The 26,422-nt window shown below is 64.1% G+C and carries 25 protein-coding genes and 1 pseudogene; 12 read left to right on the top strand and 14 right to left on the bottom strand.

The genetic code is table 11. The features are described 5' to 3' along the window. Window positions 1-230 precede the first annotated feature (230 nt). On the top strand, window positions 231-638 hold the full coding sequence (locus ASF66_RS15445; RefSeq protein WP_049861697.1) for an NINE protein: 408 nt from the start codon (window positions 231-233) through the stop codon (window positions 636-638). Window positions 639-706: 68 nt separating this feature from the next. Here the strand turns inward: ASF66_RS15445 and ASF66_RS15440 are convergent, their stop codons facing one another. From ASF66_RS15440 to gshB, 7 genes are all read right to left on the bottom strand, one after another. Beyond that, on the bottom strand, window positions 707-1,978 hold the full coding sequence (locus tag ASF66_RS15440; RefSeq protein ID WP_056844462.1) for a dihydroorotase: 1,272 nt from the start codon (window positions 1,976-1,978) through the stop codon (window positions 707-709). Beyond that, a complete protein-coding gene (locus ASF66_RS15435; RefSeq protein WP_049861699.1) occupies window positions 1,975-2,979 on the bottom strand; it encodes an aspartate carbamoyltransferase catalytic subunit in 1,005 nt (334 codons plus the stop codon). Before ASF66_RS15435 ends, ASF66_RS15440 begins: the two co-directional genes overlap by 4 nt. A gap of 11 nt (window positions 2,980-2,990) precedes the next feature. Continuing rightward, window positions 2,991-3,509, bottom strand: coding sequence for a bifunctional pyr operon transcriptional regulator/uracil phosphoribosyltransferase PyrR (gene pyrR / locus ASF66_RS15430; RefSeq protein WP_049861700.1), 519 nt, complete (start codon window positions 3,507-3,509; stop codon window positions 2,991-2,993). Between the two features lie 181 nt (window positions 3,510-3,690). After that, complete coding sequence (ruvX, locus tag ASF66_RS15425) at window positions 3,691-4,131, bottom strand: Holliday junction resolvase RuvX (protein WP_049861702.1); 441 nt, start codon at window positions 4,129-4,131, stop codon at window positions 3,691-3,693. Continuing rightward, complete coding sequence (locus ASF66_RS15420) at window positions 4,131-4,700, bottom strand: YqgE/AlgH family protein (protein ID WP_056844461.1); 570 nt, start codon at window positions 4,698-4,700, stop codon at window positions 4,131-4,133. The genes ruvX and ASF66_RS15420 overlap by 1 nt, the downstream gene beginning before the upstream one ends. A gap of 61 nt (window positions 4,701-4,761) precedes the next feature. Next, window positions 4,762-5,667 carry an energy transducer TonB gene (locus ASF66_RS15415; protein WP_049861704.1) on the bottom strand — a complete coding sequence of 302 codons (906 nt, stop codon included), beginning with the start codon at window positions 5,665-5,667 and terminating at the stop codon, window positions 4,762-4,764. 89 nt (window positions 5,668-5,756) lie between these two features. Then, window positions 5,757-6,710 (bottom strand): glutathione synthase, encoded by a 954-nt coding sequence (gene gshB, locus ASF66_RS15410; protein ID WP_049861705.1) that lies wholly within the window; start codon window positions 6,708-6,710, stop codon window positions 5,757-5,759. Window positions 6,711-6,929: 219 nt separating this feature from the next. Between gshB and ASF66_RS15405 the strand changes: the two genes are divergently transcribed. The 7 genes and pseudogenes from ASF66_RS15405 (at window position 6,930) to ASF66_RS15375 (ending at window position 15,693) form a co-directional block, all read left to right on the top strand. After that, window positions 6,930-7,319: a response regulator transcription factor gene (locus ASF66_RS15405; RefSeq protein WP_049861706.1), complete on the top strand. Its 390-nt coding sequence runs from the start codon at window positions 6,930-6,932 to the stop codon at window positions 7,317-7,319. A 54-nt stretch (window positions 7,320-7,373) separates the two neighbouring features. Next, window positions 7,374-7,739 (top strand): twitching motility response regulator PilH, encoded by a 366-nt coding sequence (gene pilH, locus ASF66_RS15400; protein WP_049861745.1) that lies wholly within the window; start codon window positions 7,374-7,376, stop codon window positions 7,737-7,739. Between the two features lie 9 nt (window positions 7,740-7,748). Next, window positions 7,749-8,288: a chemotaxis protein CheW gene (locus tag ASF66_RS15395; RefSeq protein ID WP_056844460.1), complete on the top strand. Its 540-nt coding sequence runs from the start codon at window positions 7,749-7,751 to the stop codon at window positions 8,286-8,288. A 58-nt stretch (window positions 8,289-8,346) separates the two neighbouring features. Then, window positions 8,347-10,404: a methyl-accepting chemotaxis protein gene (locus ASF66_RS15390; RefSeq protein ID WP_049861708.1), complete on the top strand. Its 2,058-nt coding sequence runs from the start codon at window positions 8,347-8,349 to the stop codon at window positions 10,402-10,404. A 95-nt stretch (window positions 10,405-10,499) separates the two neighbouring features. Beyond that, a pseudogene (locus ASF66_RS15385) lies at window positions 10,500-14,399 on the top strand (response regulator); the annotation flags it as partial. Further along, entirely contained in the window at window positions 14,392-14,847 is a 456-nt protein-coding gene (locus tag ASF66_RS15380) for a chemotaxis protein CheW (protein WP_056844458.1), read from the top strand. The pseudogene ASF66_RS15385 and the gene ASF66_RS15380, both read left to right, overlap by 8 nt. 87 nt (window positions 14,848-14,934) lie before the next feature. Then, window positions 14,935-15,693, top strand: a complete 759-nt coding sequence (locus ASF66_RS15375) for a substrate-binding periplasmic protein (RefSeq protein WP_056844457.1) — start codon at window positions 14,935-14,937, stop codon at window positions 15,691-15,693. A gap of 17 nt (window positions 15,694-15,710) precedes the next feature. On the opposite strand, the gene ASF66_RS15370 is transcribed toward ASF66_RS15375, so the two are convergent. The 4 genes from ASF66_RS15370 to gpmI all read right to left on the bottom strand — a co-directional run bounded on the left by ASF66_RS15370 (window position 15,711) and on the right by gpmI (window position 20,687). Continuing rightward, the gene (locus ASF66_RS15370; RefSeq protein ID WP_082484686.1) at window positions 15,711-16,466 is read right to left on the bottom strand and encodes a divergent polysaccharide deacetylase family protein; all 756 of its coding nucleotides are present in this window, start codon (window positions 16,464-16,466) and stop codon (window positions 15,711-15,713) included. A gap of 1 nt (window position 16,467) precedes the next feature. Next, a complete protein-coding gene (locus ASF66_RS15365) occupies window positions 16,468-17,793 on the bottom strand; it encodes a S41 family peptidase (protein ID WP_049861712.1) in 1,326 nt (441 codons plus the stop codon). A gap of 62 nt (window positions 17,794-17,855) precedes the next feature. Continuing rightward, complete coding sequence (locus ASF66_RS15360; protein ID WP_056844456.1) at window positions 17,856-19,148, bottom strand: murein hydrolase activator EnvC family protein; 1,293 nt, start codon at window positions 19,146-19,148, stop codon at window positions 17,856-17,858. A 3-nt stretch (window positions 19,149-19,151) separates the two neighbouring features. Beyond that, window positions 19,152-20,687 carry a 2,3-bisphosphoglycerate-independent phosphoglycerate mutase gene (gene gpmI / locus ASF66_RS15355; RefSeq protein ID WP_056844455.1) on the bottom strand — a complete coding sequence of 512 codons (1,536 nt, stop codon included), beginning with the start codon at window positions 20,685-20,687 and terminating at the stop codon, window positions 19,152-19,154. 217 nt (window positions 20,688-20,904) lie between these two features. Here gpmI and ASF66_RS15350 point away from each other — a divergent pair, with 217 nt between their 5' ends. Genes ASF66_RS15350 through secB form a run of 3 tightly spaced genes read left to right on the top strand, consistent with a single transcriptional unit; the run spans window position 20,905 to window position 22,104 of the window. Then, a complete protein-coding gene (locus ASF66_RS15350; RefSeq protein ID WP_056844454.1) occupies window positions 20,905-21,318 on the top strand; it encodes a rhodanese-like domain-containing protein in 414 nt (137 codons plus the stop codon). Window position 21,319: 1 nt separating this feature from the next. Further along, window positions 21,320-21,574: a glutaredoxin 3 gene (gene grxC / locus ASF66_RS15345; RefSeq protein WP_056844453.1), complete on the top strand. Its 255-nt coding sequence runs from the start codon at window positions 21,320-21,322 to the stop codon at window positions 21,572-21,574. A 47-nt stretch (window positions 21,575-21,621) separates the two neighbouring features. After that, window positions 21,622-22,104 carry a protein-export chaperone SecB gene (secB, locus tag ASF66_RS15340; RefSeq protein WP_049861717.1) on the top strand — a complete coding sequence of 161 codons (483 nt, stop codon included), beginning with the start codon at window positions 21,622-21,624 and terminating at the stop codon, window positions 22,102-22,104. A gap of 103 nt (window positions 22,105-22,207) precedes the next feature. Here secB and trmL read toward each other — a convergent pair whose 3' ends face one another. After that, the gene (gene trmL / locus ASF66_RS15335) at window positions 22,208-22,663 is read right to left on the bottom strand and encodes a tRNA (uridine(34)/cytosine(34)/5-carboxymethylaminomethyluridine(34)-2'-O)-methyltransferase TrmL (protein ID WP_056844452.1); all 456 of its coding nucleotides are present in this window, start codon (window positions 22,661-22,663) and stop codon (window positions 22,208-22,210) included. Between trmL and ASF66_RS15330 the strand changes: the two genes are divergently transcribed. Then, window positions 22,662-23,102 carry a hypothetical protein gene (locus ASF66_RS15330; RefSeq protein WP_056844451.1) on the top strand — a complete coding sequence of 147 codons (441 nt, stop codon included), beginning with the start codon at window positions 22,662-22,664 and terminating at the stop codon, window positions 23,100-23,102. The genes trmL and ASF66_RS15330 overlap by 2 nt on opposite strands. Before the next feature lie 583 nt (window positions 23,103-23,685). On the opposite strand, the gene ntrC is transcribed toward ASF66_RS15330, so the two are convergent. Then, complete coding sequence (ntrC, locus tag ASF66_RS15325) at window positions 23,686-25,122, bottom strand: nitrogen regulation protein NR(I) (protein ID WP_049861720.1); 1,437 nt, start codon at window positions 25,120-25,122, stop codon at window positions 23,686-23,688. After that, on the bottom strand, window positions 25,119-26,204 hold the full coding sequence (glnL, locus tag ASF66_RS15320) for a nitrogen regulation protein NR(II) (RefSeq protein WP_043191452.1): 1,086 nt from the start codon (window positions 26,202-26,204) through the stop codon (window positions 25,119-25,121). The genes ntrC and glnL overlap by 4 nt, the downstream gene beginning before the upstream one ends. Window positions 26,205-26,422: the final 218 nt, after the last annotated feature.

The following is a 26,422-nucleotide window of genomic DNA, read 5'->3' as shown; positions in this document are numbered from 1 at the left end:
TAGGCGCGCGACTTTATAACAGCTTTTTGTAGGGTTTTTAATCCGCTGGTCGAGGCTCGAAGGTCGCAAATGGCACCATTTCGGCGCAGAATTGTCTGTTGTGCGGCACGCAAGTCAGGTGCTGCAAGGGTTCAGCCGATGTCGGTCACAGAAATGCCATACGTCGGGACGGGACAAAAAAGTCACAAATTTGTTTAGAAAATTTTTATATCAGAGGACTTGCATCGAGAATGAACACCTATCGGATCCATGATACCCACAGCAAGATCATGGGCTATCTGCTGTGGATTTTGGGCTTCACCGGCGCTCATCGCTTCTATTACGGCAAGCCGGTCACCGGAACGATCTGGTTCTTCACCCTAGGCCTGTTCGGTATCGGCTGGATCATCGATCTGTTCCTGATCCCGGCCATGGACCGGCAGGCCGACATGCGCTTTCACAGCGGCGATACCAACTACAACGTGGCGTGGGTGTTGCTGACGTTCCTCGGTTTGTTCGGTGTGCACCGCATGTACCAGGGCAAGTGGATCACGGGTGTGATCTACCTGCTGACCGGGGGATTGTTTCTGGTGGGTGTGCTGTATGACTTCTGGACCCTGAATGATCAGGTGTCGATGAAGAATGCGCAGCGTCGGTAGGGGATGGGTTAAGGCTTGTGGCCTCTTCGCGGGCTGAGCCCTCTGCCCGCGAAGGGTGCGCTGCGGTATCAGTGACTGAAGCTGATATGCCCGTCCACCAGGGTGTAACGCACGGCACCCGGCAAGGTGTGACCGAGGAACGGACAGTTGGCGCCCTTGGACAGCCAGCGCTCGCCGGCCACCGTCGAGACGTTTTCATCGAACAGCACCAGATCCGCCGCCGCGCCCACTTGCAGGCGCCCTGCCGGTAGCCGCATGGCGTCGGCCGGGCCTTGACCCAGGCGCGCCAGCAGGGTCGGCAGGTCGAGCAGGCCGTCCTGCACCAACGTCAGAGCCAAGGGCAACAACAGTTCCACACTGCTGATGCCTGGCTCGGTCGCACCGAATGGCGCCAGCTTGGCGTCGCGATCGTGCGGCTGGTGGTGGCTGGCAATCGCCTGCACCACGCCCTTCTTCACCGCCGCGCGCAGGCCTTCCCGATCCGCTACGGATCGCAGTGGCGGTTGCACGTGGTACAGGCTGGAAAATCCGGTCAACGCTTCGTCGGTCAGAATCAACTGGTACAGCGCCACGTCAGCCGTGACCGGCAGCCCGCGCGCCTGCGCCTGTTCGATCAGCTCCACGCCGCGGGCGGTGGTCAACTGGCTGAAGTGCGCGCGCACGCCGCTCTGCTCGACCAGCAGCAGGTCGCGCGCCAGGGCGACGGTTTCTGCGGTGGCGGGAATGCCCGCCAAGCCCAGAAAGGCAGCGGTTGGCCCGTCGTGGGCGAGCCCGCCCGCAGACAGATCACGGTCCTGAGAATGGAAGATCACCGTCAGGTCGAAGGTGGCGGCATATTCCAGCGCGCGGCACAGCGTGCGATTGTTGCCGAAGCTGTTCAGGCCGTTGCCAAAGGCGATGCAGCCGGCATCGCGCAGGGCAATCAGCTCGGCCAGTTGCTCCCCTTCCAGACCCTTGCTCAAGGCGCCGATCGGGAACACCTTGGCATGGCCGGCTTCGCGGGCGCGATCCAGGATCAGTTCGGCCACCGCCGAGGTATCCAGAATCGGTTTGGTCAGCGGCGGGCAGCACAGGCTGGTGACGCCACCGGCCGCGGCGGCACGGGTTTCACTGGCGATGGTGCCCTTGCGGCTGTAGCCGGGCTCGCGCAGCGACACGCTGAGGTCGACCAGGCCGGGGGCGGCGACCAGGCCAGTGGCGTCCACGCGCTGGCTGGCGGTGAAATCGGCGGGTGCGTCGCCGATCGCCACGATCCGGCCCTGGCTGATGTGCAGGTCACTGATCTGGTCCAGGCCGCTGGCCGGGTCGATCACCCGGGCGCCAAGAATACTGAGGCTCACTGGGCGTTCTCCTGCTCGAATTGACGCTGGGCTGTCTGCCCGCTCATGGCCATCGACAGCACCGCCATGCGGACCGCGATGCCGTAGGTGACCTGGTTGAGAATCACCGAATGGGGGCCGTCGGCGACGGCCGATTCGATCTCGACGCCGCGGTTGATCGGTCCGGGGTGCATGACGATGGCATCGGGCTTGGCGCCAGCCAGGCGTGCGGTGGTCAAGCCGTAGAGCCGATAGAACTCGCCTTCGCTGGGCAGCAGGCCGCCGCTCATGCGTTCACGCTGCAGGCGCAGCATGATCACCACGTCGACGTCCTTGAGGCCCTGTTCCAGGTCGGTGAACACCTTGACGCCATATTGCTCGACGCCCACGGGCAGCAGCGTCTTCGGCCCGATCACGCGGATGTCCCGGCAGCCCAGGGTCTTGAGTGCGATCATGTTCGAGCGGGCCACGCGCGAATGCAGGATGTCGCCAACGATCGCCACCGACAGGTTCTCGAAGCCGCCCTTGTGCCGACGAATCGTGAGCATGTCGAGCATGCCCTGGGTCGGGTGGGCGTGGCGGCCGTCGCCACCGTTGATGATGGCCACTTCCGGGCTGACGTGCTCGGCGATGAAATGCGCGGCTCCGGAGTCGGCATGGCGCACGACGAACATGTCGGCGGCCATCGCTTCGAGATTGCGCAGGGTGTCGAACAGGGTTTCACCCTTGCTGGTCGAGGAGGTCGACACGTTCAGGGTAATCACGTCGGCGGACAGGCGCTGGGCGGCCAGTTCGAAGGTGGTGCGGGTGCGCGTGGAGTTCTCGAAGAACACGTTGCACACGGTCTTGCCGCGCAGCAGCGGGACTTTCTTGACCGCACGCGCGCCGACTTCCAGAAACGAGTCGGCCGTGTCGAGCACTTCGGTCAGCAGTTCGCGGGACAAGCCGTCGAGGGAAAGAAAATGGCGTAGCTGGCCCTGGTCATTGAGCTGCAGCGGGCGCTTGGCGTCGATAGGCGTCATGGCGGGGGCTCTTAAAGGCTGGAGGCGGAAGCGAGGTCCTGGCGCTCGAGGGCGAGCGGGGACGGGCCGAGCAATTTTACCCGCTCATGGGCGGCCAGTGACAGGGTGGCGCCGACGATGTCGGGACGAATCGGCAGTTCGCCAGCGTCCAGGTCGAGCAGGCAGACCAGGGTCACGCTGGCGGGGCGGCCGTAGTCGAACAGCTCGTTGAGAGCTGCGCGGACGGTGCGGCCGCTCATCAGCACGTCATCGATCAGCACCAGATGCTGGCCCTCGATCTCGAAGGGCAGGGCCGAGGGGCGCACTTGCGGGTGCAGACCGTTCTGGCTGAAGTCGTCGCGGTAGAACGATACGTCCAGGGTGCCCAGCGGTGCTTCGCTGTCCATGGCCTGCAGCAACGCTTGAGCGACCCAGACACCGCCGCTGTGAATGCCGATGTAGCGTGGCTCGGCAATGGAGCGCCTGGCCAGATGGGCCTTGAGGTCGACAGCCATCGCGCCGATCAGCTCGGCCGGGTTGGGAAGGCTCATGTGTGCTCCTGTGGTTGAGATCGTCCGAAGAGAGGGGTGCAACGTGGCGCGGCTTGCACCGCACCTGTAGCAGCGGCGCGAGCCGCGTCGGCGGTCGTGCGGTGTATCTGGAAAAATGCGTCGAGGCCGGACGCGGCTTGCACCGCTGCTACAGGGGGGCGGGGTGCGGCGGCTGTCATCTTCAGGCGTTGTCACCCAGCGCGTTGGCCTCCAGCCAGCCCTGCAACAGCAGCTTGGCGGCGATGGCATCGACCGGGTTGTCGCGGTAGCTGCCACGCTGGCCACCGCGGGCCATGCGTTCGCCCTTGGCTTCGAAGGTGGTCAGGCGTTCGTCGTGGGTGTGCACCGGGATATTGAAGCGGCCGTTCAGGCGGCGAGCGAACTTTTCCGCGCGCTCGCTCATTTCGCTGGGGCTGCCGTCCATGTTCAACGGCAGGCCGACGACGATGGCGTCCGGCTGCCACTCCTTGATCAGCGCTTCGACACGAGTCCAGTCAGGCACCCCGTTCTGGGCCTTCAGGGTGCACAGTTCGCGCGCCTGGCCGGTGATGACCTGGCCCACCGCGAAGCCGATCTGCTTGGTGCCGTAGTCGACGCCGAGCAGCAGTCTGGGGGCGGCCATCAGGCGTGTCCCGCCTGGCTGGTGAGCAGGCTGAGATTGATGCCCAGGCGTGCTGCGGCGGCGCCAAGGCGCTGTTCGCTGTCGGTGTTGAACAGGATATCGGGGTCGAACGGACAGGTCAGCCAGGCGTTGTCGGCCAGCTCGGCCTCCAGCTGGCCGGCTTCCCAGCCCGCGTAACCCAGGGTGATCAGGCTTTGCGTGGGGCCTTCGCCGTCGGCGATGGCGAACAGGATGTCCTGGGAAGTGGACAGCGAAACCTCGCCCAAGTCCACCGTGGCCTGGAACACCGGGCCGCTGGGGTGCAGGACGAAACCGCGGTCGGTCTGCACCGGTCCGCCATTATGGATCGGCACCTGTTGGCAGGAGGCTGCGGGTTCGGTTTCCGGTCGCAGTTGCTCGAGTATATCCGCCAGGTTCAGGTCCTGCAGGCGATTCACCACCAGGCCCATCGCGCCATTGGGCGTGTGCTCGACGATGTAGGTCAAGGTATGGGCGAAATTGGGGTCCGCCATGTGTGGCATGGCGATCAGGAACTGGTTCCTGAGGTAGCTGGTTTCGAGGTTTTTCATACTTTGTAGTGTGGCGTTGCCTCGTCGGCCTGACAAGCGTGGGGGCACAGTTTCATCCGCTTCAGTTGCTTTGCAGACGGTCGCCCTTGGCGAAGCGCCAGGTACGGATGATCTCCAGGCGATCGACGTCGGCCAGATCGCCGGTAAACGGTGCGAACGGCGCAGCCAGGCGTACGATGCGCTGAGCGGCCTGGTCGAGCAGCGGCTGGCCGGACGACTCCAGCACCAGCACCTCGTAGAGCGACCCGTCGCTGTTGATCGAGACCATCAGGCGCAGGCTGCCGTAGATCTGCTGGCGCCGCGCTTCGTCGGGGTAATTGAGGTTGCCGATACGTTCGACCTTCTTGCGCCAGTCGTCCTTGTACCAGGCGCCCTTGTCGCGCATGGTCGAGGCCGCACTCAAGCGGTGGATGCGCGGGCGCTTGGCATAGGCCTGCTGTTCGTGGGACAGCTCGGCTTCCAGGCTGGCGATCTCGCTGGACAGCTGCGAGCTGTCGAATTCGGGGGTGGCGGCCTTGGGCTTGGGCTCGGGCTTGACCGGCGGCGGTCGCGCCTCGGTCTTCACAGGTTTGGGCGCCGTGGTGGCGATGGCCTTCTTGACCGGCGCAGGCTCGGGCTGGGTGACCGGCTTGGGCGCGGGCGGTGGCGTCACCTTGTTGATCTTGTCGTCCTGGAAGGGCGCCACTTCGGTGGTCTTGGGCACCGCCTTCTTGTCCAGGGTGCCGCTGCCCTGCTGGTTGTCCTGGGCCAGAAAGTCCGCATCCTTGGGCGCGGTCTGGCTCTTGAGCGGTGCCAGGGTCACTTCCAGCGTCTTGCTGATCTGAGTCGGTGGCTGGATGCCGAAGCCCACCCCGGCGATCAGGGCGACGTGCAGCAATGCCGCAAGAAACAGGGTAAAACCCAGCCGATCCGCAGGGCGAGCACCGATGCGGGTCAGTTCAGCAGGGAGGTCGGCGGGCAGCGTCATGAAGAATCCGGCAGGCATGCAACCCGGGCGACGATGCGTGCCCGGCAACTGAAAGGGCGTGCATCATAACCCGTAGCAGGGACGTAGGGTCAGCGTGCCTTGAGCTTGCGATCGATGGCTTCCATCAATTGGCCACCTATATCGGTGCCGAAAGCCGCGTCGATTTCGCGAATGCAGGTGGGGCTGGTGACGTTGATTTCGGTCAGGTGCTCACCGATCACGTCCAGGCCGACGAACAGCAGGCCCCTGGCGCGCAGCGACGGGCCGACCTGTTCGGCGATCCAGCGGTCCTTGTCGCTCAGCGGGCGAGCTTCGCCGCGACCACCGGCGGCCAGGTTGCCGCGGGTTTCACCGCTGGCCGGAATGCGCGCCAGGCAGTAGGGCACCGGCTCGCCGTCGATCATCAGGATGCGCTTGTCGCCGTCCTTGATCGCCGGCAGGTAGCGCTGCGCCATGATCTGCTGGGTGCCCATGGCCGTCAGGGTTTCGAGGATCACCGACAGGTTCGGATCGCCCACCCGATGGCGGAAGATCGAGGTGCCGCCCATGCCGTCCAGCGGCTTGAGGATGACGTCGCCATGCTCGGCAGCGAACTCGCGCAGGATGTCGGCGCGGCGGCTGACCAGCGTGGGCGGAGTCAGTTGCGGGAACAGCGTGGCGAACATCTTCTCATTGCAGTCGCGCAGGCTCTGCGGCTTGTTCACCACCAGCACGCCAGCGGCTTCGGCTTGTTCGAGCAGGTAGGTGCTGTAGACGAATTCGAGATCGAAGGGTGGGTCCTTGCGCATCAGGATGACGTCGAGATCGGCCAGCGGTGCGTCGAATTCCGACTCGAACTCGAACCAGTGCTGCGGATCGGCGAAGACCTTGAGCGGACGCATCCGGGCGCGGGCCTGGCCCTGGCCTTGATACAGGTCCTGGATTTCCATGTGGAACAGCGACCAACCACGCGCCTGTGCGGCCAGCAGCATGGCCAGCGAGCTGTCCTTCTTGTAGGAGATGTTGGCGATCGGGTCCATGACAATGCCGAGGCGAACGCTCATGGGGTAGCTCCTGTACGCGGGACGTGCCGCTTGCGAATGGGTCTTGGAAAGTGGCGTCAGGGTGGCGCCGCGTGGCCCGCAGGTCAAGGGGCAGCGGCCATGGAACGCCGTGGGAGAGTGTGCTAAAAAGGCTCGGGCATCTCTATTGGCCGGATGGCCCTTTCGCGAGCCGTCTGCCCGCGAATGGGCCCATCGGAAAAATCGCACACCAGAGCCTCCATGAAAACGCCTGACGCCTTCAAGATCATGGTGATCGACGACTCCAAGACGATTCGTCGCACCGCCGAGCTGTTGCTCGAACAGGCAGGCTGCCAGGTGATCACGGCCCTCGATGGTTTCGACGCCTTGGCCAAGATCGTCGACGAGCGTCCCGATATCATCTTCATCGATGTCATGATGCCGCGCCTGGATGGCTACCAGACCTGCACGCTGCTCAAGAGCAACAGTGACTTCAGTGCGATTCCGGTCGTGATGTTGTCGTCGCGTGATGGCCTGTTCGACAAGGCCTGCGGCCGCACCGCAGGCTCGGATCAATTTCTGACCAAGCCTTTCAGCAAGCAAGAACTGCTCGCCGCGATCCGTGCCCATGTGCCGGGTTTCGCCGCGTAGCGAACGATGTCCGGCCCTGGCGCGTGCCAGGGTCTTCACCGCATGGGGAACAGCATGGCTCGAATCCTGATCGTCGATGATTCGCAGACGGAAACCTACAAACTCACCGGCATGCTGGAAAAGCACGGTCATGAAGTGCTCAAGGCTCAGAACGGTGCCGATGGCGTGGCCCTGGCCCGGCAGGAAAAGCCCGACGCGGTCCTGATGGACATCGTCATGCCGGGCCTGAACGGCTTCCAGGCGACACGCCAGTTGCATAAGGATGAAGAAACCGTGGGCATTCCGGTGATCATGATCACTACCAAGGATCAGGAAACCGATAAGGTCTGGGGCACCCGCCAGGGCGCCAAGGGCTACCTGACCAAGCCGGTGGATGAGGAGACCCTGATCCAGACGTTGAACACCGTACTGGCCGGTTGACCCGCGCCGATGCTGGAGTCACGCACCGCATTCGACCTGCTGCTGGATATCGACCAGCGCTGCCGTTTGCTGGCCGCCGAATTGCCTTCTCAGGAACTGCGTCTGCAGACGTGGAGCGGCATTGGCTTTCGCCTGGCCGGGCACTGGTACGTCGCGCCGATGGGCGAGGTCGCCGAAGTGCTGCCCGAACCACGCAGCACCCGCTTGCCGGGCGTCAGGCCTTGGGTCGTGGGTGTGTCGAATCTGCGTGGGCGCCTGCTGCCGGTCATCGACCTGGGCGGCTTCTTTGGCCATGCCCTGTCGCCGCAGCGCAAACAGCATCGAGTATTAGTGGTGGACCGCGCGGACATCTTCGTCGGTCTTCTGGTGGACGAAGTGGCCGGCCTGCAGCACTTCGGTTCGGCCAGCCACGAGCCTTCAGTGCCTGACACGGCACTCCCTGCGGCCGTGCCGTTCCTGCAAGGGCACTTCGTGCGTGAACACCGCTGGTGCGTGTTCAGCCCGGACCGCCTGGTACAAGCCCGCGTTTTTCTGGATGTAGCACTCTGACCATGCCTATGCGTATCTCCATCTTTTGCACCGAGTTCTTCATGCGCAGGCCCGCGCGATGATCAAGCGCTGGCCAGGCAATTCCCTGCTGGGCTCCCGAGCCGGTGCGCAGATCATCGGTCTGTTCGTGGCCCTGGTGATCTTCATCGTGTTGTTGTTCGCCAACTTCACCTACCTCAACACCCAGTCCACCTACGACAAGCAGTACATCGGCCATGCTGGCGAGTTGCGCGTGTTGTCTCAGCGCATCGCCAAGAACGCCACCGAGGCCGCCGCCGGCAAGACCGCAGCGTTCAAGCTGCTGGCGGATGCGCGCAACGATTTCGAGCGGCGCTGGGGCTTTCTCAAGGAAGGCGACAGCGCCACCGGGCTGCCTGCAGCCCCCGCGGCGATGCGTGAGCAGATGCGCCTGGTGCAGCGTGACTGGGACGAGTTGCGACAGAATGCCGATGCCATCCTGGCCAGCGAACAGACCGTGTTGTCGCTGCACCAGGTGGCCGCGACCCTGGCCGAAACGGTGCCGCAGCTGCAGGTCGAATACGACAAGGTCGTCGACACCCTGCTGCGCGGGGCAGCGCCTGCCAGCCAGGTGGCCGTGGCGCAACGTCAGTCGCTGCTGGCCGAGCGCATTCTGGGCGCCGTCAATACGGTGCTGTCCGGCGATGAAAGCGCGGCCCAGGCAGCGGAGAGCTTTGGTCGCGACGCCAACCGCTTCGGTCAAGTGCTGGGCGGCATGCTCGACGGCAATGCGCTGATCCGGGTGACCCAGGTGCAGGACCCGGAAGCGCGTGCCCGCTTGCGCGAGATCGCCGAGCTGTTCCAGTTCGTCTCGGGCAGTGTCGACGAGATCCTGGAAACCTCGCCCGAACTGTTTCAGGTGCGGGCTTCGGCCAGCAACATCTTCAACCAGTCGCAGACCCTGCTCGAAGAAGCCTCGCGCCTGGCCAGCGGCTTCGAGAATCTGGCCAACGGCCGTTCTGCCGGCACGGTCGGAGGCTATATCCTCGGCCTGTTGGCGCTGGCTTCGATCATTCTGATCGCGCTGGTGATGGTGCGTGAAACCAAGCGGCAACTGCGTCAAACGGCCGAGAAAAGCGAGCGCAACCAGGCCGCGATCATGCGCCTGCTCGACGAGATCGGCGGGTTGGCCGATGGCGACCTGACCGTGACCGCCTCGGTGACCGAAGAATTCACCGGTGCCATTGCCGACTCGATCAATCACTCCATCGACCAGCTGCGCGACTTGGTCGCCACCATCAACCTGACCGCCGAAGAAGTGGCGACTGCCGTCCAGGACACCCAGGCCACTGCCCACCAACTGGCACGTGCGTCGGGGCATCAGGCGCAGCAGATCAGCGATGCGTCGGTGGCGATCAGCGACATGGCCCAGTCGATCGACCGGGTGTCGACCAACGCCTGGGAATCGGCCAAGGTCGCCGATCGTTCGGTGACCATCGCCAACAAGGGCAGCGAGGTGGTGAACAACACCATCCAGGGCATGGACAACATTCGCGAGCAGATTCAGGACACGGCCAAGCGCATCAAACGGCTGGGTGAATCGTCCCAGGAGATCGGCCATATCGTCAGCCTGATCGACGACATTGCCGACCAGACCAGCATTCTCGCCCTGAACGCGGCGATCCAGGCTTCCATGGCGGGCGAGGCCGGTCGTGGTTTTGCCGTGGTGGCGGATGAAGTGCAGCGCCTGGCCGAGCGCTCGTCCTCCGCGACCCGGCAGATCGAGACGCTGGTGCGGGCGATCCAGGCCGACACCAATGAGGCGGTCACTTCCATGGAACAGACCACCTTCGAGGTGGTGCGCGGTGCGCGCCTGGCCCACGATGCTGGCATTGCCCTGGAAGAGATCGAAGGCGTATCCCAGGATCTGGCCGAGCTGATCCAGATCATTTCCAGCGCGGCCCAGCAGCAGACTAGCTCGGCAGGGCAGATCTCGCACACCATGTCGGTGATCCAGCAGATCACCGAGCAGACGTCCTCAGGCTCCAGTGCCACGGCTGAAAGCATCGGCAACCTGGCGCAGATGGCCAGCGAGATGCGCCGTTCGGTGTCCGGCTTCACCCTGCCTGCGCCCAGCCCCGATGCGAACCCGGAGTGATCATGGCTGAACGGCACGAATACGTACTCCCGGCCTTGTGCGAGGAGTTGCTCAAGGTCAAGTCGCAGCTGGACCTGTTCGTGCGCGGCGGGCGCGAGTACACCCAGGAACTGAACGCCCTGATGGCACCGTTGCGGCAGATTGCCGACGCCTTGGCGGTGCTGGGTTTCGGTCAGCCGCGCAAGGTGATCATCGATCAGTTGGCAGTCATTCAGGGTCTGGTGCAGGGCACGCGCGAACCCAACGATGCGGTGTTGATGGACGTCGCCGGAGCCCTGCTCTATGTCGAGTCCACACTGGCCGGCATGGCCGGCCCCAGCGATGCGCCCGGCCGCGACGAGCCGCAGGCGTCCAGCACCGACCTGATGCAGATTCGCCAGGTGGTGATGCGCGAAACCCGCTTCGGGCTGCAGGAGGCCAGGGACGTCCTGATTGACTCCACTGACGGGCAATGGGATCTGCCACGCCTGCGGACACTGGCCCCGCTGCTGACGCAGTTGCGCGGCGCCTTGGTCATGCTGGCACTGCCCCGGGCGGCTGCCGTGCTGCAAGCGTGCAACCAGGCCGTTCAAGACAGCCTGCTGGCCGGCCCGCAGGCTTCCTGGGAACGGGTCGTGACCGGCCTGACAGCCGTCGAGGACTATCTGCAGCGCACCAGCGAGACACCGCAACTGGCCCATGAGGCTGTGTTGGAAGTAGCTGAGGCGGCGTTGGCAATGACGGCGCCGCAAGCCGAGCCTCTCGGCACGCCAGCGGCCGAGCGGGGCCTGGAGCCCGAACCGCTGGATACGCAACTGCTGGAGATCTTTCATAGTGAAGCCCTGAGCCACCTGAGCGGTGTCGAGCGGTTTCTCGCGCTGGACGAGCAGGGCAGCGATGTAGCGATCACTGACGAGTTGCAGCGGGCCTTGCACACGCTCAAGGGCAGTGCGCTGGTGGCTGGTGTCACGCCGTTGGCCGAGTTGGCCACCGCGTTCGACGTCATGGCCCGCGAGCTGCGTGCCCACCGGCTACCGTTCCAGGCCCGGGAGTTGAGCCTGCTGGGCGACGCCCACTATCTGATGCGGCAGAAGCTCCTGCAGTTGCCCACGCAGCCATTGACAGCCATCCCTGGCGCTGTCGAGTTGATCCAGCGTGTGCAGGAACGCACCGCCGAGCGTCTGCAGGGCGTGCAGGCGCAAGGTGATGCCCGGCAGGTCCAGGCGCCGCAGCTGATCGAGCGGCTGCTGGACGAGGGCATGGATATCCTCCTGGATGCCGAGCGTCTGCTGCAGCGCTGGCAGCAGCACCCGGACAGCCGCCAGGAATTGCCGATTCTGCTCGACCAACTGACGCTGTTGGGCGAACAGGCGCAATTGACCGATGTGCAAGCGCTCGACGAGCTGTGCGAGGCCTTGCTCGACCTCTACGGTGCGGTCGAAGAAAGCAGCCTGAGCGTTAGCCCCGGCTTTTTCCAGGAAGCCGAGCAGGCCCAGGAAGCCATGATCGGCATGCTCGACCAGTTGGCCGCAGGCCAGGAGGTCAAGGCGCAGCCCATCCCTGTGCGCGCCCTGCGCACGTTGCTGCAGGGGTCTCTGGATCCGCACGCCATGGGCGTAGTGCCGCGCGACGGTGGGGCGATGATCGATCTCGCCCGGCTTGGCAGCGGGGTTGCCAACGCTGGCGACGAAGAATCGATTGAACAGACCCAGCGGCGCTGGCTGAGCGAGTCGGACGCTGACAGCGAGGCCGAGGACGCCGACGACGACGGCGAGTTGTTGAGTATCTTCATCGAAGAAGGCCTGGACATCGTCGAAAGCGCCGGCGCTGCGCTTCTGCGCTGGCAGGCCGAGCCCGCCAACCACCTCGAAGCGGAAAACCTGCTGCGCGACCTGCACACACTCAAGGGCGGGGCGCGGATGGTGGAGATCGGTCCGCTGGGCGATCTGGCCCATGAACTGGAATCGGTCTACGAACGCATCTCTCAAGGCCAGCTGCAGGCCTCGACGCAGTTGTTCGGCTTGCTGCACAAAGGTCACGACCGTCTGGCGCAGATGCTCGATGCGGTTCGCTCCGGGCAACCCTTGCCGGCGGCCGGGAAGCTGATTGCCGCGATCGCCGAGTTCGCTACGGGCAGTGAGCCAGCGCCTGCCAACCTGCCCAAGCCTGCGGCTGCCGAACCGGTGGCGGCGGAGCGTGGTCCGGTCGATGTGATCAAGGTCGGCGCCGAGCTGCTCGACGAGTTGGGCAACCTGGCTGGCGAGACATCCATCTTTCGCGGGCGCATCGAACAGCAGGTCAATGACGCTCAGGTGGCGTTGCAGGAAATGGAAACCACCATCGAACGCATGCGCGACCAGTTGCGCCGTCTGGACACCGAAACCCAAAGCCGCATCCTCAGCCGCCAGCAGGTGGAGGGCCAGGGTTACGAAGATTTCGACCCGTTGGAAATGGATCGTCATTCGCAGTTGCAGCAGCTGTCACGTGCCTTGTTCGAATCCGCGTCGGACCTGCTCGACCTCAAGGAAACCCTGGCCGGACGCAACCTGGAGGCGCAGACCTTGCTGCAGCAGCAGGCGCGGGTCGACAGCCAGTTGCAGGAGGGCCTGATGCGAACGCGCATGGTGCCGTTCGAGCGCCTGGTGCCGCGCTTGCAGCGGGTGGTGCGGCAGGTCGCCGAGGAATTGGGCAAGGAGGTCGAGTTCGAAGTCAGCGAGGCCCAGGGCGAGATGGACCGCAGTGTGCTGGAGCGCATGATCGCGCCGCTCGAACACATGCTGCGCAACGCCGTCGACCATGGCCTGGAGCCGGTCGAGATGCGAATGGCGGCCGGCAAGCCCGCTGTGGGGCACATTCGCCTGGCCTTGCTGCACCAGGGCGGCGACATCGTCATCGAAATGAGTGATGACGGTGCCGGGGTGCCCCTGGCTGCGGTGCGGGCCAAGGCGATCAAGCGCGGCTTGCTGGATCCGCACAGCGAGCTCAGCGATCACGACGTGCTGCAGTTCATCCTGCAACCCGGTTTCTCCACGGCCACCAAGGTCACACAGATTTCCGGCCGGGGCCTGGGCATGGACGTGGTCCATGAAGAGGTCAAGCAGTTGGGCGGCGCCATGAGTATCGACTCGCGGCCAGGGCAGGGCGCACGGTTCCAGATTCGCCTGCCGTTCACTGTGTCGGTCAATCGTGCCTTGATGGTGCAGTGCGGTGAGGAACAGTACGCGATCCCGCTGAACAGCATCGAGGGCATCGTGCGGGTCTTGCCCGGCGAGTTGCACGACGCCTACCAATCCGCTCCACCGCGCTACGGCTACGCCGGGCGGGTCTACGACCTGCGCTACCTGGGTACCTTGCTGCATGGGCTTGCCGTGCCCTCGCTGACCGCGCAAAGCCAGCCTTTGCCGGTACTGCTGGTGCGCGCCTTCGATCAGCAGGTGGCGGTACAGGTCGATGCCCTGGCCGGCTCCCGCGAAATCGTGGTGAAGAGCCTGGGCACTCAGTTCGCAGCGGTACCAGGCCTGGGTGGGGCGACCATTCTCGGCGATGGCAGCGTGGTCCTGATTCTCGATCTGCTGGCGCAGCTGCGGGCCCGCCAGGGGGTGCACGTGCCCCGTACCGGCTACCAGCACGGCGCGCAGGTGCGGCGCTTGCAGGTACTGGTGGTGGACGACTCGGTGACCGTGCGCAAGGTCACCAGCCGCCTGCTGGAGCGCCACGGCATGCAGGTGCTGACGGCCAAGGATGGGGTCGATGCCATGGCGCTGCTGCAGGAGTACAGCCCCGACATTCTCCTGCTGGACATCGAGATGCCGCGCATGGACGGTTTCGAAGTGGCGCGCCGGGTTCGCCAGCATCCTACGCTCAAGGATCTGCCCATCATTATGATTACGTCACGCACCGGGCAGAAGCATCGTGAGCGGGCGATGGCCATTGGCGTCAACGAATACCTGGGCAAGCCCTATCAGGAGAATCAGTTGCTCGAATGCATCGAACGCTGGGGTGACTCCCATGCTTGACCGGGCGATCGGTCGTCGCGACAGCCTCACCGCGCTGATGCTGCCCCTTGCCGACCGCAATCTGCTGCTGCCCAACGTGGCGGTGGCCGAGCTGATTGACTACCTGCCCGGCGAGCCGGTGCTGGGAGCCCCGCGTTGGCACCTGGGGATGATCGAGTGGCGCAACCTGCGCCTGCCGCTGGTCAGCTTCGAGGCCGCCAGTGGCGGCGAGGCGGTGATCGGCGAGCGCGCACGCATCGTCGTGCTCAACGCCTTGGGCGAAACCTCGATGCGTTTCATCGCCGTGTTGATCCAGCACGTGCCTCGCTCGTGCCGGGTCGACAGTCAGTTGAGCTACGTGGACGTGCCGCTCAAGCCGCTGGAAATGGCCGCCGTGCAGGTCGGCGAAACCGTAGCCCGGGTGCCGGACCTGGCCGCTCTGGAAAACCTGCTGCACAGCGCGTTGTAGACACATTGTCGCGTAATCGTTGCAGCGCTTTACAGCGGTCGATGCGCCCGGCACTCTGGCCATTGTCATTGCTGCAGAGACCTCGTAATGCTCGACCGCACCTTTCTCGCCTTCGCCTTCTGTGCTGCGCTGTTCAGTGGCAGTGCCGTGCGCGCCGAAGTTCCGGCGGGTTATTCGATGGTGTTGCTGACCGAGAATTTTCCGCCCTACAACATGGCCAGCAACGACAAGAACTTCGCTCAGGAAGACAACATTCGCGGGATCGCGACCGAGTTGGTGCAGGAAATGTATCGGCGTGCCGGGATTCCCTACAGTATGACCCTGCGCTTTCCCTGGGACCGTATCTACAAGCTGGCCCTGAACAATCCCGGTTATGGGGTGTTCGTCACCGCCCGTCTGCCCGAGCGCGAACAGGCCTTCAAGTGGGTCGGTCCTCTGGGGCCGGATGACTGGATCATGCTGGCCCGGGGGGACAGCCCGATCACCCTGGAGAATCTCGACCAGGCCCGGCCGTATCGGATCGGCGCCTACAAGGGCGATGCCATCGCGCAAAGTCTGGCCGAGCGGGACATGCGTCCGATCCTCGCGCTGCGCGACCAGGACAACGCGCGCAAGCTGCTCGACGGGCAGATCGACCTGTGGGCCACGGGTGACCCGGCGGGTCGATACCTGGCTCGTCTGGAAGGGATCAATGGGCTCAAGACGGTGCTGCGTTTCAACAGCGCCGAGCTGTTTCTGGCGCTGAACAAGGAGACGCCGCCGGAGGTGGTCGAGCGCCTGCAGCGAGCGCTCGATGACATGCGTCGCGAAGGCGTGGTCGACCGGGTCTTCGCCAAGTATCTATGACACTCGGCAAGCGTGGATCAGTGGTAGATCCCACCCTTGCCGTGAGCGGCCGTCGCGCGGTTGCCGCGCTCGCCGATCATCTGCCGGACCGGTACCCACTCCACTCCCTTGGCCTTCAAGCGCGGTAGTTCGCGCTCCAGCACTTCCAGGGTCTGTGGATAAGGGTGGCCGATGATCACCACCGTGCCTTGCTTGTGCGCCAAGGCAATGGCTTTCTCGAGCTGGCCAGCGATGGCCTCGACGGTGCGCGTGTCGTCCAGGAAGACGTCCCGCGACAGGCTGGCCAGGCCAATGCTCTGGGCCTTGGCGGCGGCCACGGTGGCTGCGCTGGTACGGCTGTCGACGAAGAACATGCCGTGTTGCTGCAATTCGTTCATCAGCAGGGCCATGGCCTCGGGCTGCGACGTCATGCGGCTGCCTTCATGGTTGTTCAGGCCGGCGGCATAGGGCACGGCCCGCAATGCAGCCTGCAGGCGGCCGAGCAATTCACTGGCAGGCATGTCGGGACGCCAGGCGAACGGGCCGGTCGCCGGGTCCATTGGCATGTGCACTATCACGGTCTTGCCGGCCTTGTGCGCCTGACGGGCGAAATCGGCCGCATGCGGGGTATCGGGCATGATCGCCAGGGTCACCGGACCGGGCAGGGCCAGGGTGCGACTGTCTCGGGCAGGTGACTGGCCAAGGTCGTCGATGATCAGGCTCAGGTAGGCCGGACCGGCGAAGGCCGGTCCGGCCGTCAGCAGCAACATGGCCAGCAACAGAACATGGCGCATGTCAGTTGCCGCGCGTCACGCTCAGGCCCTTGAGCAGGCTGAGCGCCTGGCTGATCTGGAAGTCGTCGTCCTGCGGCCGCGCCTTGCGGGCGCCGATCGCTGTCTTGCCCGAAGGCCGGTCGGCGCCACCGTTGCCGTTGCCGAGGTGACCCTGCAGGTCGGCTTCCTTGAAGCTTTCGGTATCGGCGTCGCGGGTCACCTTGCCCTGGCGCACCTCGACGTCCGGGACGATGCCCTGGGCCTGGATCGAGCGACCATTGGGCGTGTAGTACAACGCCGTGGTGATCTTCAGGGCGCGGTCGTTGTTCAGCGGCAGCACGGTCTGCACCGAGCCCTTGCCGAAGCTGTCGGTGCCCATGAGGATGCCGCGCTTCTGGTCCTGCAACGCACCGGCAACGATTTCCGCCGCCGAGGCGCTGCCGCCGTTGATCAGCACGACCAGAGGCACGCGCTCGCTGGCGTCTGCCGGGTCGGCGGAGAAGCGCAGTTCCGAGTTGGCGATACGGCCTTTGGTGTACACGATCAGGCCCTTGGTCAGGAAGTGGTCGGCCACTTCCACCGCGCTTTGCAGCACGCCGCCTGGGTTGTTACGCAGGTCGAGGATCAGCCCCTTGAGCTTGCCGTTGTTGTCCTTGCGCAGCTTCGCCAGGGCCTTGCCGACTTCTTCGCCGGTTTTCACCTGGAACTGGGTGATGCGCAGGTAGCCATAGCCGTTTTCCAGCAATTGCGCCTTGACGCTCTTGACCTGGATGGTGGCGCGCGCAAGCGTCACGTCGAAGGGCGTGCCACCGTCGCGCACCAGGGTCAGGGTGATCTTCTCGCCGAGCTTGCCGCGCATCAGGTCGACGGCCTCGGTCATGCTCAGGCCCTGGGTCGGCTGGTTGTTGATCTTGACGATCAGGTCGCCCGCCTCGATGCCGGCCTTGGAGGCTGGCGTATCGTCGATGGGCGAGACCACCTTGATCATGCCGTTGTCGCTGCCCACTTCGATACCCAGGCCGCCGAACTCGCCGCTGGTGCTTTCCTGCAGCTCCTGGAAGTCCTCGGGGCCCAGGTAGGCCGAGTGGGGATCCAGGTTGCTGAGCATGCCCTTGATGGCGTTCTCCAGCAGGGTCTTGTCATCCACGGGCTCGACATAGGCCGCCTTGATGCGGTCCATCACCTCGGCGAAGGTCCGCAGCTCGTCCAATGGCAAAGGCGCGGCGGCTGGTGCCGCGCTCGCCGCCCGGGCGGGCTGGGGGGACAGATCGGCGGCGACCACCGCAGGGGCGGCGGTGGCCACGGCGATCGTCAGGGCCAGCGAGGTAAGGCGGGACAGATGCGGCATGTCTAACAGACTCCTGATACGGGTTCGCGCCTTTGAGGGCTGCTTTTGAACGACTGCGCCAGTCAACCGCGACACCACTGCGAAGGGTCGGTCGGTTTGCCTTGCTGGCGTATTGCAAAATACAGCGCTGGCGTGCTCTGCCCGCCGCTGGTTCCTACGGTGGCGATGGCATCACCGGCCTTGACCACGTCGCCGGCCGATTTGAGCAGGGTCTGGTTGTGACCGTACAGGCTGAGATAGCCATTGCCATGGTCGAGAATGACCAGAAGCCCGGCGCCACGCAACCAGTCGGCGAAGACCACGCGGCCACCGTGCACCGCATGCACCTGGCTGCCGGCCGATGCACTGATCATCACCCCATCCCATTTGGTACGAACGTCGTCACCGCGGGTTTCCCCGAAGCGTGCCAACAGTCGACCATCGACAGGCCATGGAAGTTTTCCCCGCGCCGAGGCAAATGCACCGCCGAAGCTCTCGCCGCTGCTCGACACCATGGGGCCCGTTGGCGCACGAGGCGCCTGGGGCGCGGGTGTTGGGGCTTCTCGGGCTGCGGCTGCAGCCGCTTCACGCTGGCGACGCTGTTCGGCCTCCTGAGCGGCGAGCAGGGCCTTCTGCCGCGCTTCCTCGGCCTCGCGTGCCTGGCGGGCCAGGGTTTCCTCGATGGTCTTGAGCACCTTGGCCAGGTCTTCCTGATCCTGCTGGCGGGCCTGCAGCTTCTGATCGCCTTGCTTGTACTGGTCGTTGAGCTTGGCCAGGGCGACCTGGCGCTCCTTGCGCACCTTGTCGAGGTCTTCGCGCTGGCTGTCTAGGTTGCCTTGCTGCACCAACAGCTGCGCCTGCTGCAGATTGATGTCCTTTTCCACACCGGCCAGCTTCTGCAGGGTCTGGTTGAAGCGTTTCAACTGTTCCAGGCGGGCCTGGCTCAGGTAGTCGTAATAGGTCAGGGTGCGGGCGAACTTCTCCGGGTTCTGCTGGTTGAGCAGAAGCTTGAGGTATTCCTGGCGCCCGCTCTGATAGGCCGCGCGGGCCTGGATGGCAATGAGGCGTTGCTGTTCGACCCGGGCGGCCTGGAGCTTGGCTTTCTCGCCATCGAGACGCTCCAGCTCGCCCTCAGTCTTTTTTAGTTCTTTCTGCAGGGCCTCCACCTGCTTTTCCAGCTTGCCCATCTCGGTTTCGGTCGTGCGCAGCTCTTTCTGCACCCCGGATCTTTCTGCCTGCAGCGTGCCAAGGGTTTTCTGCAGCTCGGCGATGTCCTTGCGGGTGGCATCGATCTGCTGCTGGGTTTGCGCGCGCTCGTCGGCGAAGGCCGGGCCGAGCAGGCAGGTCAGGGTCAGGAACGTCAGGGCGCGGAGCATGGGTCAGCCTTGTACCAGGATCGAGGTGCCGGTCATTTCTTCGGGCTTGGGCAGGCCCATCAACCAGAGCATGGTCGGCGCCACGTCGGCCAGCACGCCGCCTTCGCGAACCTTGACGTCGCGCTTGCCGACATAGATGAAAGGCACCGGCTCGGTAGTGTGCGCGGTATGTGCCTGACCGGTGCAGACGTCTTCCATCTGCTCGCAGTTGCCGTGGTCGGCGGTGATCAACGCTTCGCCACCGACCTTGTCGAGTGCGGCGGTGATACGGCCTACGCAGGTGTCCAGGCACTCTACCGCCTGGATCGCGGCGGCCATGATGCCGCTGTGGCCAACCATGTCGCCGTTCGCATAGTTGACCACGATGACGTCATAGCGCTGCTGCTCGATGGCTTCGACGATGCGGTCGGTCACTTCCGGCGCGCTCATTTCCGGCTGCAGGTCGTAGGTTGCAACCTTCGGCGAAGGCACCAGAATGCGTTCTTCGCCAGGGAACTCTTCTTCGCGACCGCCGGAAAAGAAGAACGTCACGTGGGCGTACTTTTCGGTTTCGGCGATGCGCAGCTGGGTCTTGCCGTTCTTCGCCAGGTACTCGCCCAGCACGTTGTTCAGGCCGGTAGCGGCAAATGCCGCCGGTGCCGGGATCTTCGCCGAGTATTGGGTCAGGCCGACATAGCCGGCCAGCTTGGGCTGGCGTGCGCGCGGGAAATCGTTGAAATCGTCTTCGACGAATACGCGGCTGAGCTCGCGCGCGCGGTCGGCGCGGAAGTTCATGAAGATCACGGCGTCGCCGTCTTCGACACGGACGGGCTCGCCTACCGTGGTGGCCTTGACGAATTCGTCGCTCTCGCCACGCTCGTAGGCGGCCTGCAAACCCTGCACGGCAGTGGCGGCATGGAATTCCGAGGTGCCGTCGACGATCAGGTTGTACGCGGCGCTGACGCGATCCCAACGGTTGTCGCGGTCCATGGCGAAGTAACGCCCGATCAGGCTGGCGGTGCGGCCGTGGCCGAGACGGGCGAAGGTCGCGTCCATCAGTTCCAGCGAGGCCTGCGCGCTCTTGGGCGGTGTGTCGCGGCCGTCGAGGAAAGCATGCAGGTAGAGCTTCTGCGCGCCGCGACCGGCGGCCAGCTCGGCCATGGCGACCAGGTGGTCCTGATGGCTGTGCACGCCACCGTCGGACAGCAGACCCATGAAGTGCACCGTCTTGCCGGCTGCGACGGCCTTGTCCACGGCCGCGCAGATGGTGGGGTTGGTGAAGAACTCGCCATCGCGGATGGCCTTGGTCACGCGAGTGAAGTCCTGATACACCACACGCCCGGCGCCCAGGTTCATGTGGCCGACTTCCGAGTTGCCCATCTGCCCGTCGGGCAGGCCGACATCCATGCCCGAGCCCGAGATCAAGCCGTTGGGCTGGCTTGCCGTGAGTGCATCGAGCACCGGCTTGCGCGCCGAATAGACCGCGTTGTACTCGTGGTTTTCGCTGTGACCGAAACCATCGAGGATGATCAGGACCAGGGGTTTGGGCGTGGTTGTCATGGATCCCACTCGCTATGTCAGAAGAGCATTCAGGAGAAGCCCGGCATTTTAGGGCATTGCGGGGCTGTGTGACGAATCATGGCGGTTTATTTCATCGCGGACGCAAGAACAACAAGCACAGACCCGCAATGAGGCCGAGCGGTTCCGTCCGGCGGGCTTTGGCCGGACTTGGCGGCTGTGTATACTGGCCGACATTTTAACGCCCTGGAACCCGCTGATGGTTGCTCACCTGATTGAATTCGCCACAAATCACTATCTGCTCGTGACCGCGTTCGTGGTCCTGCTGGTCATGCTGATCATGCTGGAAATGAGCAAGGGTGCCAAAAGCCTCAGCCCCCGCGAGCTGACTGCGCTGGTCAACAGCGAGCAGGGCGTGGTCGTGGACATCCGCAACAAGAAGGAATACGCCGCCGGCCACATCGTCGGTGCCTTGAGCATTCCTCAGGACAAGCTGGCCAGCCGCGTCGGCGAGCTGGAAAAGTACAAGGGCAAGACCCTGATCGTGGTCGACGCCATCGGCCAGCACGCCGGTACTGCCTGTGCCGAGCTGGTCAAGGCCGGCCACACCGCCGCCAAGCTGGCCGGTGGCGTATCGAGCTGGCGCGCCGACAACCTGCCCGTGGTGAAGTGACATGAAGCCGATCGTCGTCTACTCCAGTGACTATTGCCCCTACTGCTCGCGCGCCAAGTACCTGCTGGAAAGCAAGAAAGCGAAGTTCACCGAGATCAAGGTCGACGGCAAGTCCGAGCTGCGCCGCGAAATGGCCGCCAAGGCCGGCCGCACCTCGGTGCCACAGATCTGGATCGGCGACTTGCACGTCGGCGGCTGCGACGACCTGTTCGCCCTCGAGCGCGCCGGCAAACTGGACGCGTTGCTGGGGGCCTGATTCGGTCCCCTTTACCCCCACACCTCTGAAGATCACAAGGATCAGCGATGACCGATCAAGCGAACAATGGCGCTGCCGCCGAAAACGAACCGCAGTTCTCGCTGCAGCGCATCTACGTGCGTGACCTGTCGTTCGAAGCCCCGAAAAGCCCGGCGATCTTCCGCCAGCAGTGGGAGCCCAGCGTTTCCCTGGACCTGAACACCCGCCAGAAAGGCCTGGAAGGTGACTTCCACGAAGTCGTGCTGACCCTGTCGGTCACGGTCAAGAACGGCGAAGAAGTGGCGTTCATCGCCGAAGTGCAACAGGCCGGTATCTTCCTGATCAAGGGTCTGGACGAAGGCTCGATGAGCCACACCCTGGGTGCTTTCTGCCCCAACATCCTGTTCCCGTATGCCCGTGAGACCCTGGACAGCCTGGTAACCCGCGGTTCGTTCCCGGCGCTGATGCTCGCTCCGGTGAACTTCGACATGCTCTACGCGCAGGAACTGCAACGCATGCAGGAATCGGGCGAAGCCCCTTCGGCCCAGTAAGCATGGCCGTGCTGTGAACGAAAAGCGCCTTTCGGGGCGCTTTTTTTGTGTGTGCGTGCTGCCTCTTTCGCGAGCCCTTTGCCCGCGAAGAGGCCCTCAAGCCCTACTCAAACCCCAGCTGTCGCCAAGCCTCATACACCGCGACCGCCACGGTATTGGACAGATTCAAACTGCGGCACCCCTCGCGCATCGGCAGGCGCAACTTGTGCTGGCTGTCCAGCGCGTCCAGCACCTCGGCCGGCAGCCCACGGCTTTCCGGACCGAACAGGAACGCATCGCCCTTCTCGAAGCTGGCATCATGAAACGGTCGCGAACCCTTGGTGGTGAACGCGAACACCCGTGGCTGCCCCAAACTTTCCAGGCAACTGGCCACATCGGCATGGCGCTGCAGCGTGGCATATTCGTGATAATCCAGGCCGGCCCGACGCAAGCGCTTGTCGTCCAGCTCGAAGCCGATCGGCTCTATCAGGTGCAGGGCACACCCGCTGTTGGCACACAGCCTGATAATGTTGCCCGTATTGGGTGGAATCTCTGGTTGAAAAAGGATCACGTGAAACATGCGCGGCACCGAACTGAAGGACGGGCAGCATTCTACTCCTGATCCGAGCGAGCGTTCGCAACTGTGGCCACGGGTCTTGGGCTCGCTGGCCCTGTTCGGCCTGCTGATCGGCCTGATGATTGGCCGCCTGACCAATCCCGAGCCTGCTCGCCTGGACAACATCGAAGTGCACCGCGACCAGTTGGTGCTGTGGTTCAACGACGAGCCGAAGGTGCATGCCGAGTTGGTCGAAGGAACGGTGGCAATGCTGTTCGACGCCACGGGTGCGCCGGCCAGCGGGCGGTTGCTGGTGGACGGCAAGCCGGTGACCTGGCGCATTCAGCGCAGTGATGAGGGGTTGTTGTTGACCGCCGTGGCGGCGCGCCCCTTGCAGCTGCACTGGCGCGCGGTGCAGGTCGATGGACGTTGGCAAACCACCATCGAGCTGGGCGAGCAATAAAAGAGGGGACTCCAGCCTGCCTGTACCGGAGCCCCCCAAGCGGGGATGAAATACCTGGCGCGGGGCCAGGTGTTTCGGTGTAAAGAAGGGGAGTCCCGGCCTGCCTGTACCAAGGTCCCCAAAACAGTTGTGCGGTATTCCAGCCTTGGCTGGAGTCGCGGTGTAAAGAGGGAATCCCCGGCCTGCCTGTACCAAGGTTCCCGAAACTGGGTAATGATTAGTACATTGCAGCGCGCGTGCCAGTTTTGTTGCAGAAGCTTTCTGAATACCCCAAAATTTTTTGCCGTACTGTCTATCTGATTGAAATATAAGGAAAAATATTTTTATCGGATAACAGTCTTTTAGCTCATTGAAACGAACGAGGTTTCATCCGAGCGATCAGCGATGTTCAACAGCGCATCGTGTGGGTGCAGTGCACACCGCGAATGCACAAAAGCGGAGAGTTTCTTCAAGCCCCCCCTGTAGCAGCGGCGCAAGCCGCGTCGGCGGTATGTGCGGTGCATCAGACTCACCGCGGTGAGGCCGGACGCGGTTTGCGCCGCTGCTACAGGGATCGGGTATGCCCGAGGCGGTGTGCGGGACGTCAGGCTTCCTCGACTTCGTCCTCGTCGGCGCCATCGACTTTCATGCCCAGCTCCTTGATCTTGCGGGTCAGGGTGTTGCGACCCCAACCCAGGAGCACGGCGGCGTCGCGACGGCGTCCGGCGGTGTGCTTCAAGGCCGTCTCGATCATGATCCGCTCGAAACTGGGCACGGCGCTGTCGAGCAGGCTCGACTGGCCGCGTGCCAGGGCCTGGTCGGCCCACTGGCGCAGCGCCTGCTCCCAGTTGGTCACCGGTGCTGCGTCCTGCGGCAGGCTCAGCAGTTCGGGCGGCAGATCGCTGGTGTGCACTTCCCGACCCGATGCCATCACGGTGATCCAGCGGCAGGTGTTCTCCAGCTGACGCACGTTGCCGGGCCACGGCAGGTTTTTCAGGTATTCCTCGGTTTCGCTCTTGAGCAGCTTGGGCTCGACCGCCAGTTCCTGGGCGGCACGGCTGAGGAAGTGGCGGGCCAGGGTCGGGATGTCTTCACGGCGGTCCGACAGGCGCGGGATGTGGATGCGGATCACATTGAGGCGATGGAACAAGTCTTCGCGGAACTTGCCGGCGTGCACCAGGGTTTCCAGGTTCTGGTGGGTGGCGGCGATGATACGCACGTCGACCTTGACCGGAATGTGCCCGCCAACGCGATAGAACTCGCCATCGGCCAGCACGCGCAGCAGCCGCGTCTGGGTATCGGCCGGCATGTCGCCGATTTCGTCGAGAAACAGCGTACCGCCGTCGGCCTGTTCGAAGCGTCCACGGCGCAGGTTGGCCGCGCCGGTGAAGGCGCCCTTTTCATGGCCGAACAGCTCCGACTCCATCAGGTCCTTGGGGATCGCCGCCATGTTCAGCGCAATGAAGGGAGAAGCGGCCCGTGGGCTGTGCCGGTGGAGGGCGTGGGCGACCAGTTCCTTGCCGGTGCCCGACTCACCGTTGATCAGCACGGTGATGTTGGAGTGGCTGAGTCGGCCGATGGCGCGGAAGACTTCCTGCATGGCCGGCGCTTCACCGATGATCTCGGGCGTGCGGGTCAATGCCGGGACTTCGGTCAGGCCCTGCTGTTCCTGCGCGTGCTGGTTGGCGCGCTTGACCAGCGAGACCGCCTCGTCGACGTCGAACGGCTTGGGCAGGTACTCGAAAGCGCCGCCCTGGTAGGAGGCCACCGCGCTGTCCAGGTCCGAATGGGCGGTCATGATGATTACCGGCAGGCGCGGATGCTGTTCGCGAATGCGCGCCAGCAGGTCCAGGCCACTGGCGCCGGGCATGCGGATGTCGGAGATGATCACGTCGGGCTGCTGGCGTGCCAGCCGGCTCATGACGCCATCGGCGCTGTCGAAGCTTTGGGTGGTCATGCCTTCTTGCTGCAGGGCCTTTTCCAGTACCCAGCGGATGGAACGGTCGTCATCGACGATCCAGACAGTTTCACTACGGCTCATGACGAAGCGGCTCCTTGTTCCAGCGGCAGGAAGATCGAAAAAGTGGTGTGGCCGGGGTGGCTTTCACATTCGATCAAGCCCTGGTGCTGACTGATGATGTTCTGGGTAATGGCCAGCCCCAGGCCGGTGCCGTCGGGACGGCCACTGACCATGGGGTAGAAGATGGTTTCCTGCAGTTGGGCCGGGATACCCGGACCGTTGTCGGTGATCTCGATCTTGCTCACCAGGCGATGGCGCACATGGCCGATGGTGAACTGGCGCATGGCGCGGGTGCGCAGGCTGATGCGGCCCAGGCGCAGCTCGTTCTGGCCGCTGATGGCCTGCATGGCGTTGCGCACGATGTTGAGCACCGCCTGGATCATCTGTTCGCGGTCGATCAGGACATCGGGAATGCTCGGGTCGTAGTCGCGCACCAAGGTGATGCAACCCTGGCTTTCAGCCTCGACCAGATTGGCCACCCGCTCCAATACCTCGTGGATGTTGGTCATGGCTAGCGAGGGCAGCTTGTTCGAGCCAAGCATGCGGTCGACCAGGTTACGCAGGCGGTCGGCTTCCTCGATGATGACGTTGGTGTAGTCCTTGAGACTTTCCTCGGGCAGCTCGCGGGCCAGCAGTTGGGCAGCACCGCGGATGCCGCCCAGCGGGTTCTTGATCTCGTGGGCCAGGCCGCGCACCAGCATCTTGGTGGTTTCCTGCTTGGACAGCTGCGCCTCCTCTTTGGTGATGCGCAGCAGGCGATCGCGCGGATGCACTTCGAGCAGTAGCCAGGTCGCGCCGTTGCTGAGGATCGGCGTCACGGCATAGTCGACCGTCAACGTCTGCCCGGCCAGCGCGGTCAGCATCGCTTCGCGCTTGGTGAAGGGGTGCGCCTGCTCGACGGCCTGGCGCAGAGAATTCAGGGCTTCGGTCGATTCGGTGAACAGTTCGCTGATGAACTGACCATGGCTGCGCTGGCCACTGATCGCCAGCAACATCTCGGCTGCGGGGTTCATGTACTCAAGGCGCAGGTCGGCATTGAGCAGAATGGTGGCAGTGGTGAGGTTGTCGAGTAACAGTCGGTGCAGGGCATCGCTGATGGTCATGGGGACAGGTGACCTCTTTTGGCACAGGGCGCCCGTGGCAATGCCCGGGTTCGCGCGCGAAACAAACTCGCTGGTGCAGGGAAAATGCAAGAACCAAACCAAGGCTCCGAAAAGAAGCGCCGATCGTACAAATGAGTGCCACAGGTGCTCAGCGTCTGCGCGAAAACCCGTGGCATGCCGCCAGGACGAACCAAAATGGCACGTTCCGACTTTCGTCT

It is taken from the genome of Pseudomonas sp. Leaf129 (assembly GCF_001423465.1).
Lineage (GTDB): Bacteria > Pseudomonadota > Gammaproteobacteria > Pseudomonadales > Pseudomonadaceae > Aquipseudomonas > Aquipseudomonas coleopterorum.
The sequence above is the reverse complement of the archived record's forward strand: the minus strand, read 5'-3'. Positions and strand labels throughout refer to the sequence as shown.

Bases quoted from the DNA above. Each gene is read 5' to 3' on its own strand.
- ASF66_RS15445 (WP_049861697.1), top strand. From the start codon at position 231: ATGAACACCTATCGGATCCATGATACCCACAGCAAGATCATGGGCTAT.
- ASF66_RS15435 (WP_049861699.1), bottom strand. From the start codon at position 2,979: ATGACGCCTATCGACGCCAAGCGCCCGCTGCAGCTCAATGACCAGGGC.
- pyrR (WP_049861700.1), bottom strand. From the start codon at position 3,509: ATGAGCCTTCCCAACCCGGCCGAGCTGATCGGCGCGATGGCTGTCGAC.
- ruvX (WP_049861702.1), bottom strand. From the start codon at position 4,131: ATGGCCGCCCCCAGACTGCTGCTCGGCGTCGACTACGGCACCAAGCAG.
- ASF66_RS15420 (WP_056844461.1), bottom strand. From the start codon at position 4,700: ATGAAAAACCTCGAAACCAGCTACCTCAGGAACCAGTTCCTGATCGCC.
- ASF66_RS15415 (WP_049861704.1), bottom strand. From the start codon at position 5,667: ATGACGCTGCCCGCCGACCTCCCTGCTGAACTGACCCGCATCGGTGCT.
- gshB (WP_049861705.1), bottom strand. From the start codon at position 6,710: ATGAGCGTTCGCCTCGGCATTGTCATGGACCCGATCGCCAACATCTCC.
- ASF66_RS15405 (WP_049861706.1), top strand. From the start codon at position 6,930: ATGAAAACGCCTGACGCCTTCAAGATCATGGTGATCGACGACTCCAAG.
- pilH (WP_049861745.1), top strand. From the start codon at position 7,374: ATGGCTCGAATCCTGATCGTCGATGATTCGCAGACGGAAACCTACAAA.
- ASF66_RS15395 (WP_056844460.1), top strand. From the start codon at position 7,749: ATGCTGGAGTCACGCACCGCATTCGACCTGCTGCTGGATATCGACCAG.
- ASF66_RS15390 (WP_049861708.1), top strand. From the start codon at position 8,347: ATGATCAAGCGCTGGCCAGGCAATTCCCTGCTGGGCTCCCGAGCCGGT.
- ASF66_RS15380 (WP_056844458.1), top strand. From the start codon at position 14,392: ATGCTTGACCGGGCGATCGGTCGTCGCGACAGCCTCACCGCGCTGATG.
- ASF66_RS15375 (WP_056844457.1), top strand. From the start codon at position 14,935: ATGCTCGACCGCACCTTTCTCGCCTTCGCCTTCTGTGCTGCGCTGTTC.
- ASF66_RS15370 (WP_082484686.1), bottom strand. From the start codon at position 16,466: ATGCGCCATGTTCTGTTGCTGGCCATGTTGCTGCTGACGGCCGGACCG.
- ASF66_RS15365 (WP_049861712.1), bottom strand. From the start codon at position 17,793: ATGCCGCATCTGTCCCGCCTTACCTCGCTGGCCCTGACGATCGCCGTG.
- ASF66_RS15360 (WP_056844456.1), bottom strand. From the start codon at position 19,148: ATGCTCCGCGCCCTGACGTTCCTGACCCTGACCTGCCTGCTCGGCCCG.
- gpmI (WP_056844455.1), bottom strand. From the start codon at position 20,687: ATGACAACCACGCCCAAACCCCTGGTCCTGATCATCCTCGATGGTTTC.
- ASF66_RS15350 (WP_056844454.1), top strand. From the start codon at position 20,905: ATGGTTGCTCACCTGATTGAATTCGCCACAAATCACTATCTGCTCGTG.
- grxC (WP_056844453.1), top strand. From the start codon at position 21,320: ATGAAGCCGATCGTCGTCTACTCCAGTGACTATTGCCCCTACTGCTCG.
- secB (WP_049861717.1), top strand. From the start codon at position 21,622: ATGACCGATCAAGCGAACAATGGCGCTGCCGCCGAAAACGAACCGCAG.
- ASF66_RS15330 (WP_056844451.1), top strand. From the start codon at position 22,662: ATGCGCGGCACCGAACTGAAGGACGGGCAGCATTCTACTCCTGATCCG.
- trmL (WP_056844452.1), bottom strand. From the start codon at position 22,663: ATGTTTCACGTGATCCTTTTTCAACCAGAGATTCCACCCAATACGGGC.
- ntrC (WP_049861720.1), bottom strand. From the start codon at position 25,122: ATGAGCCGTAGTGAAACTGTCTGGATCGTCGATGACGACCGTTCCATC.
- glnL (WP_043191452.1), bottom strand. From the start codon at position 26,204: ATGACCATCAGCGATGCCCTGCACCGACTGTTACTCGACAACCTCACC.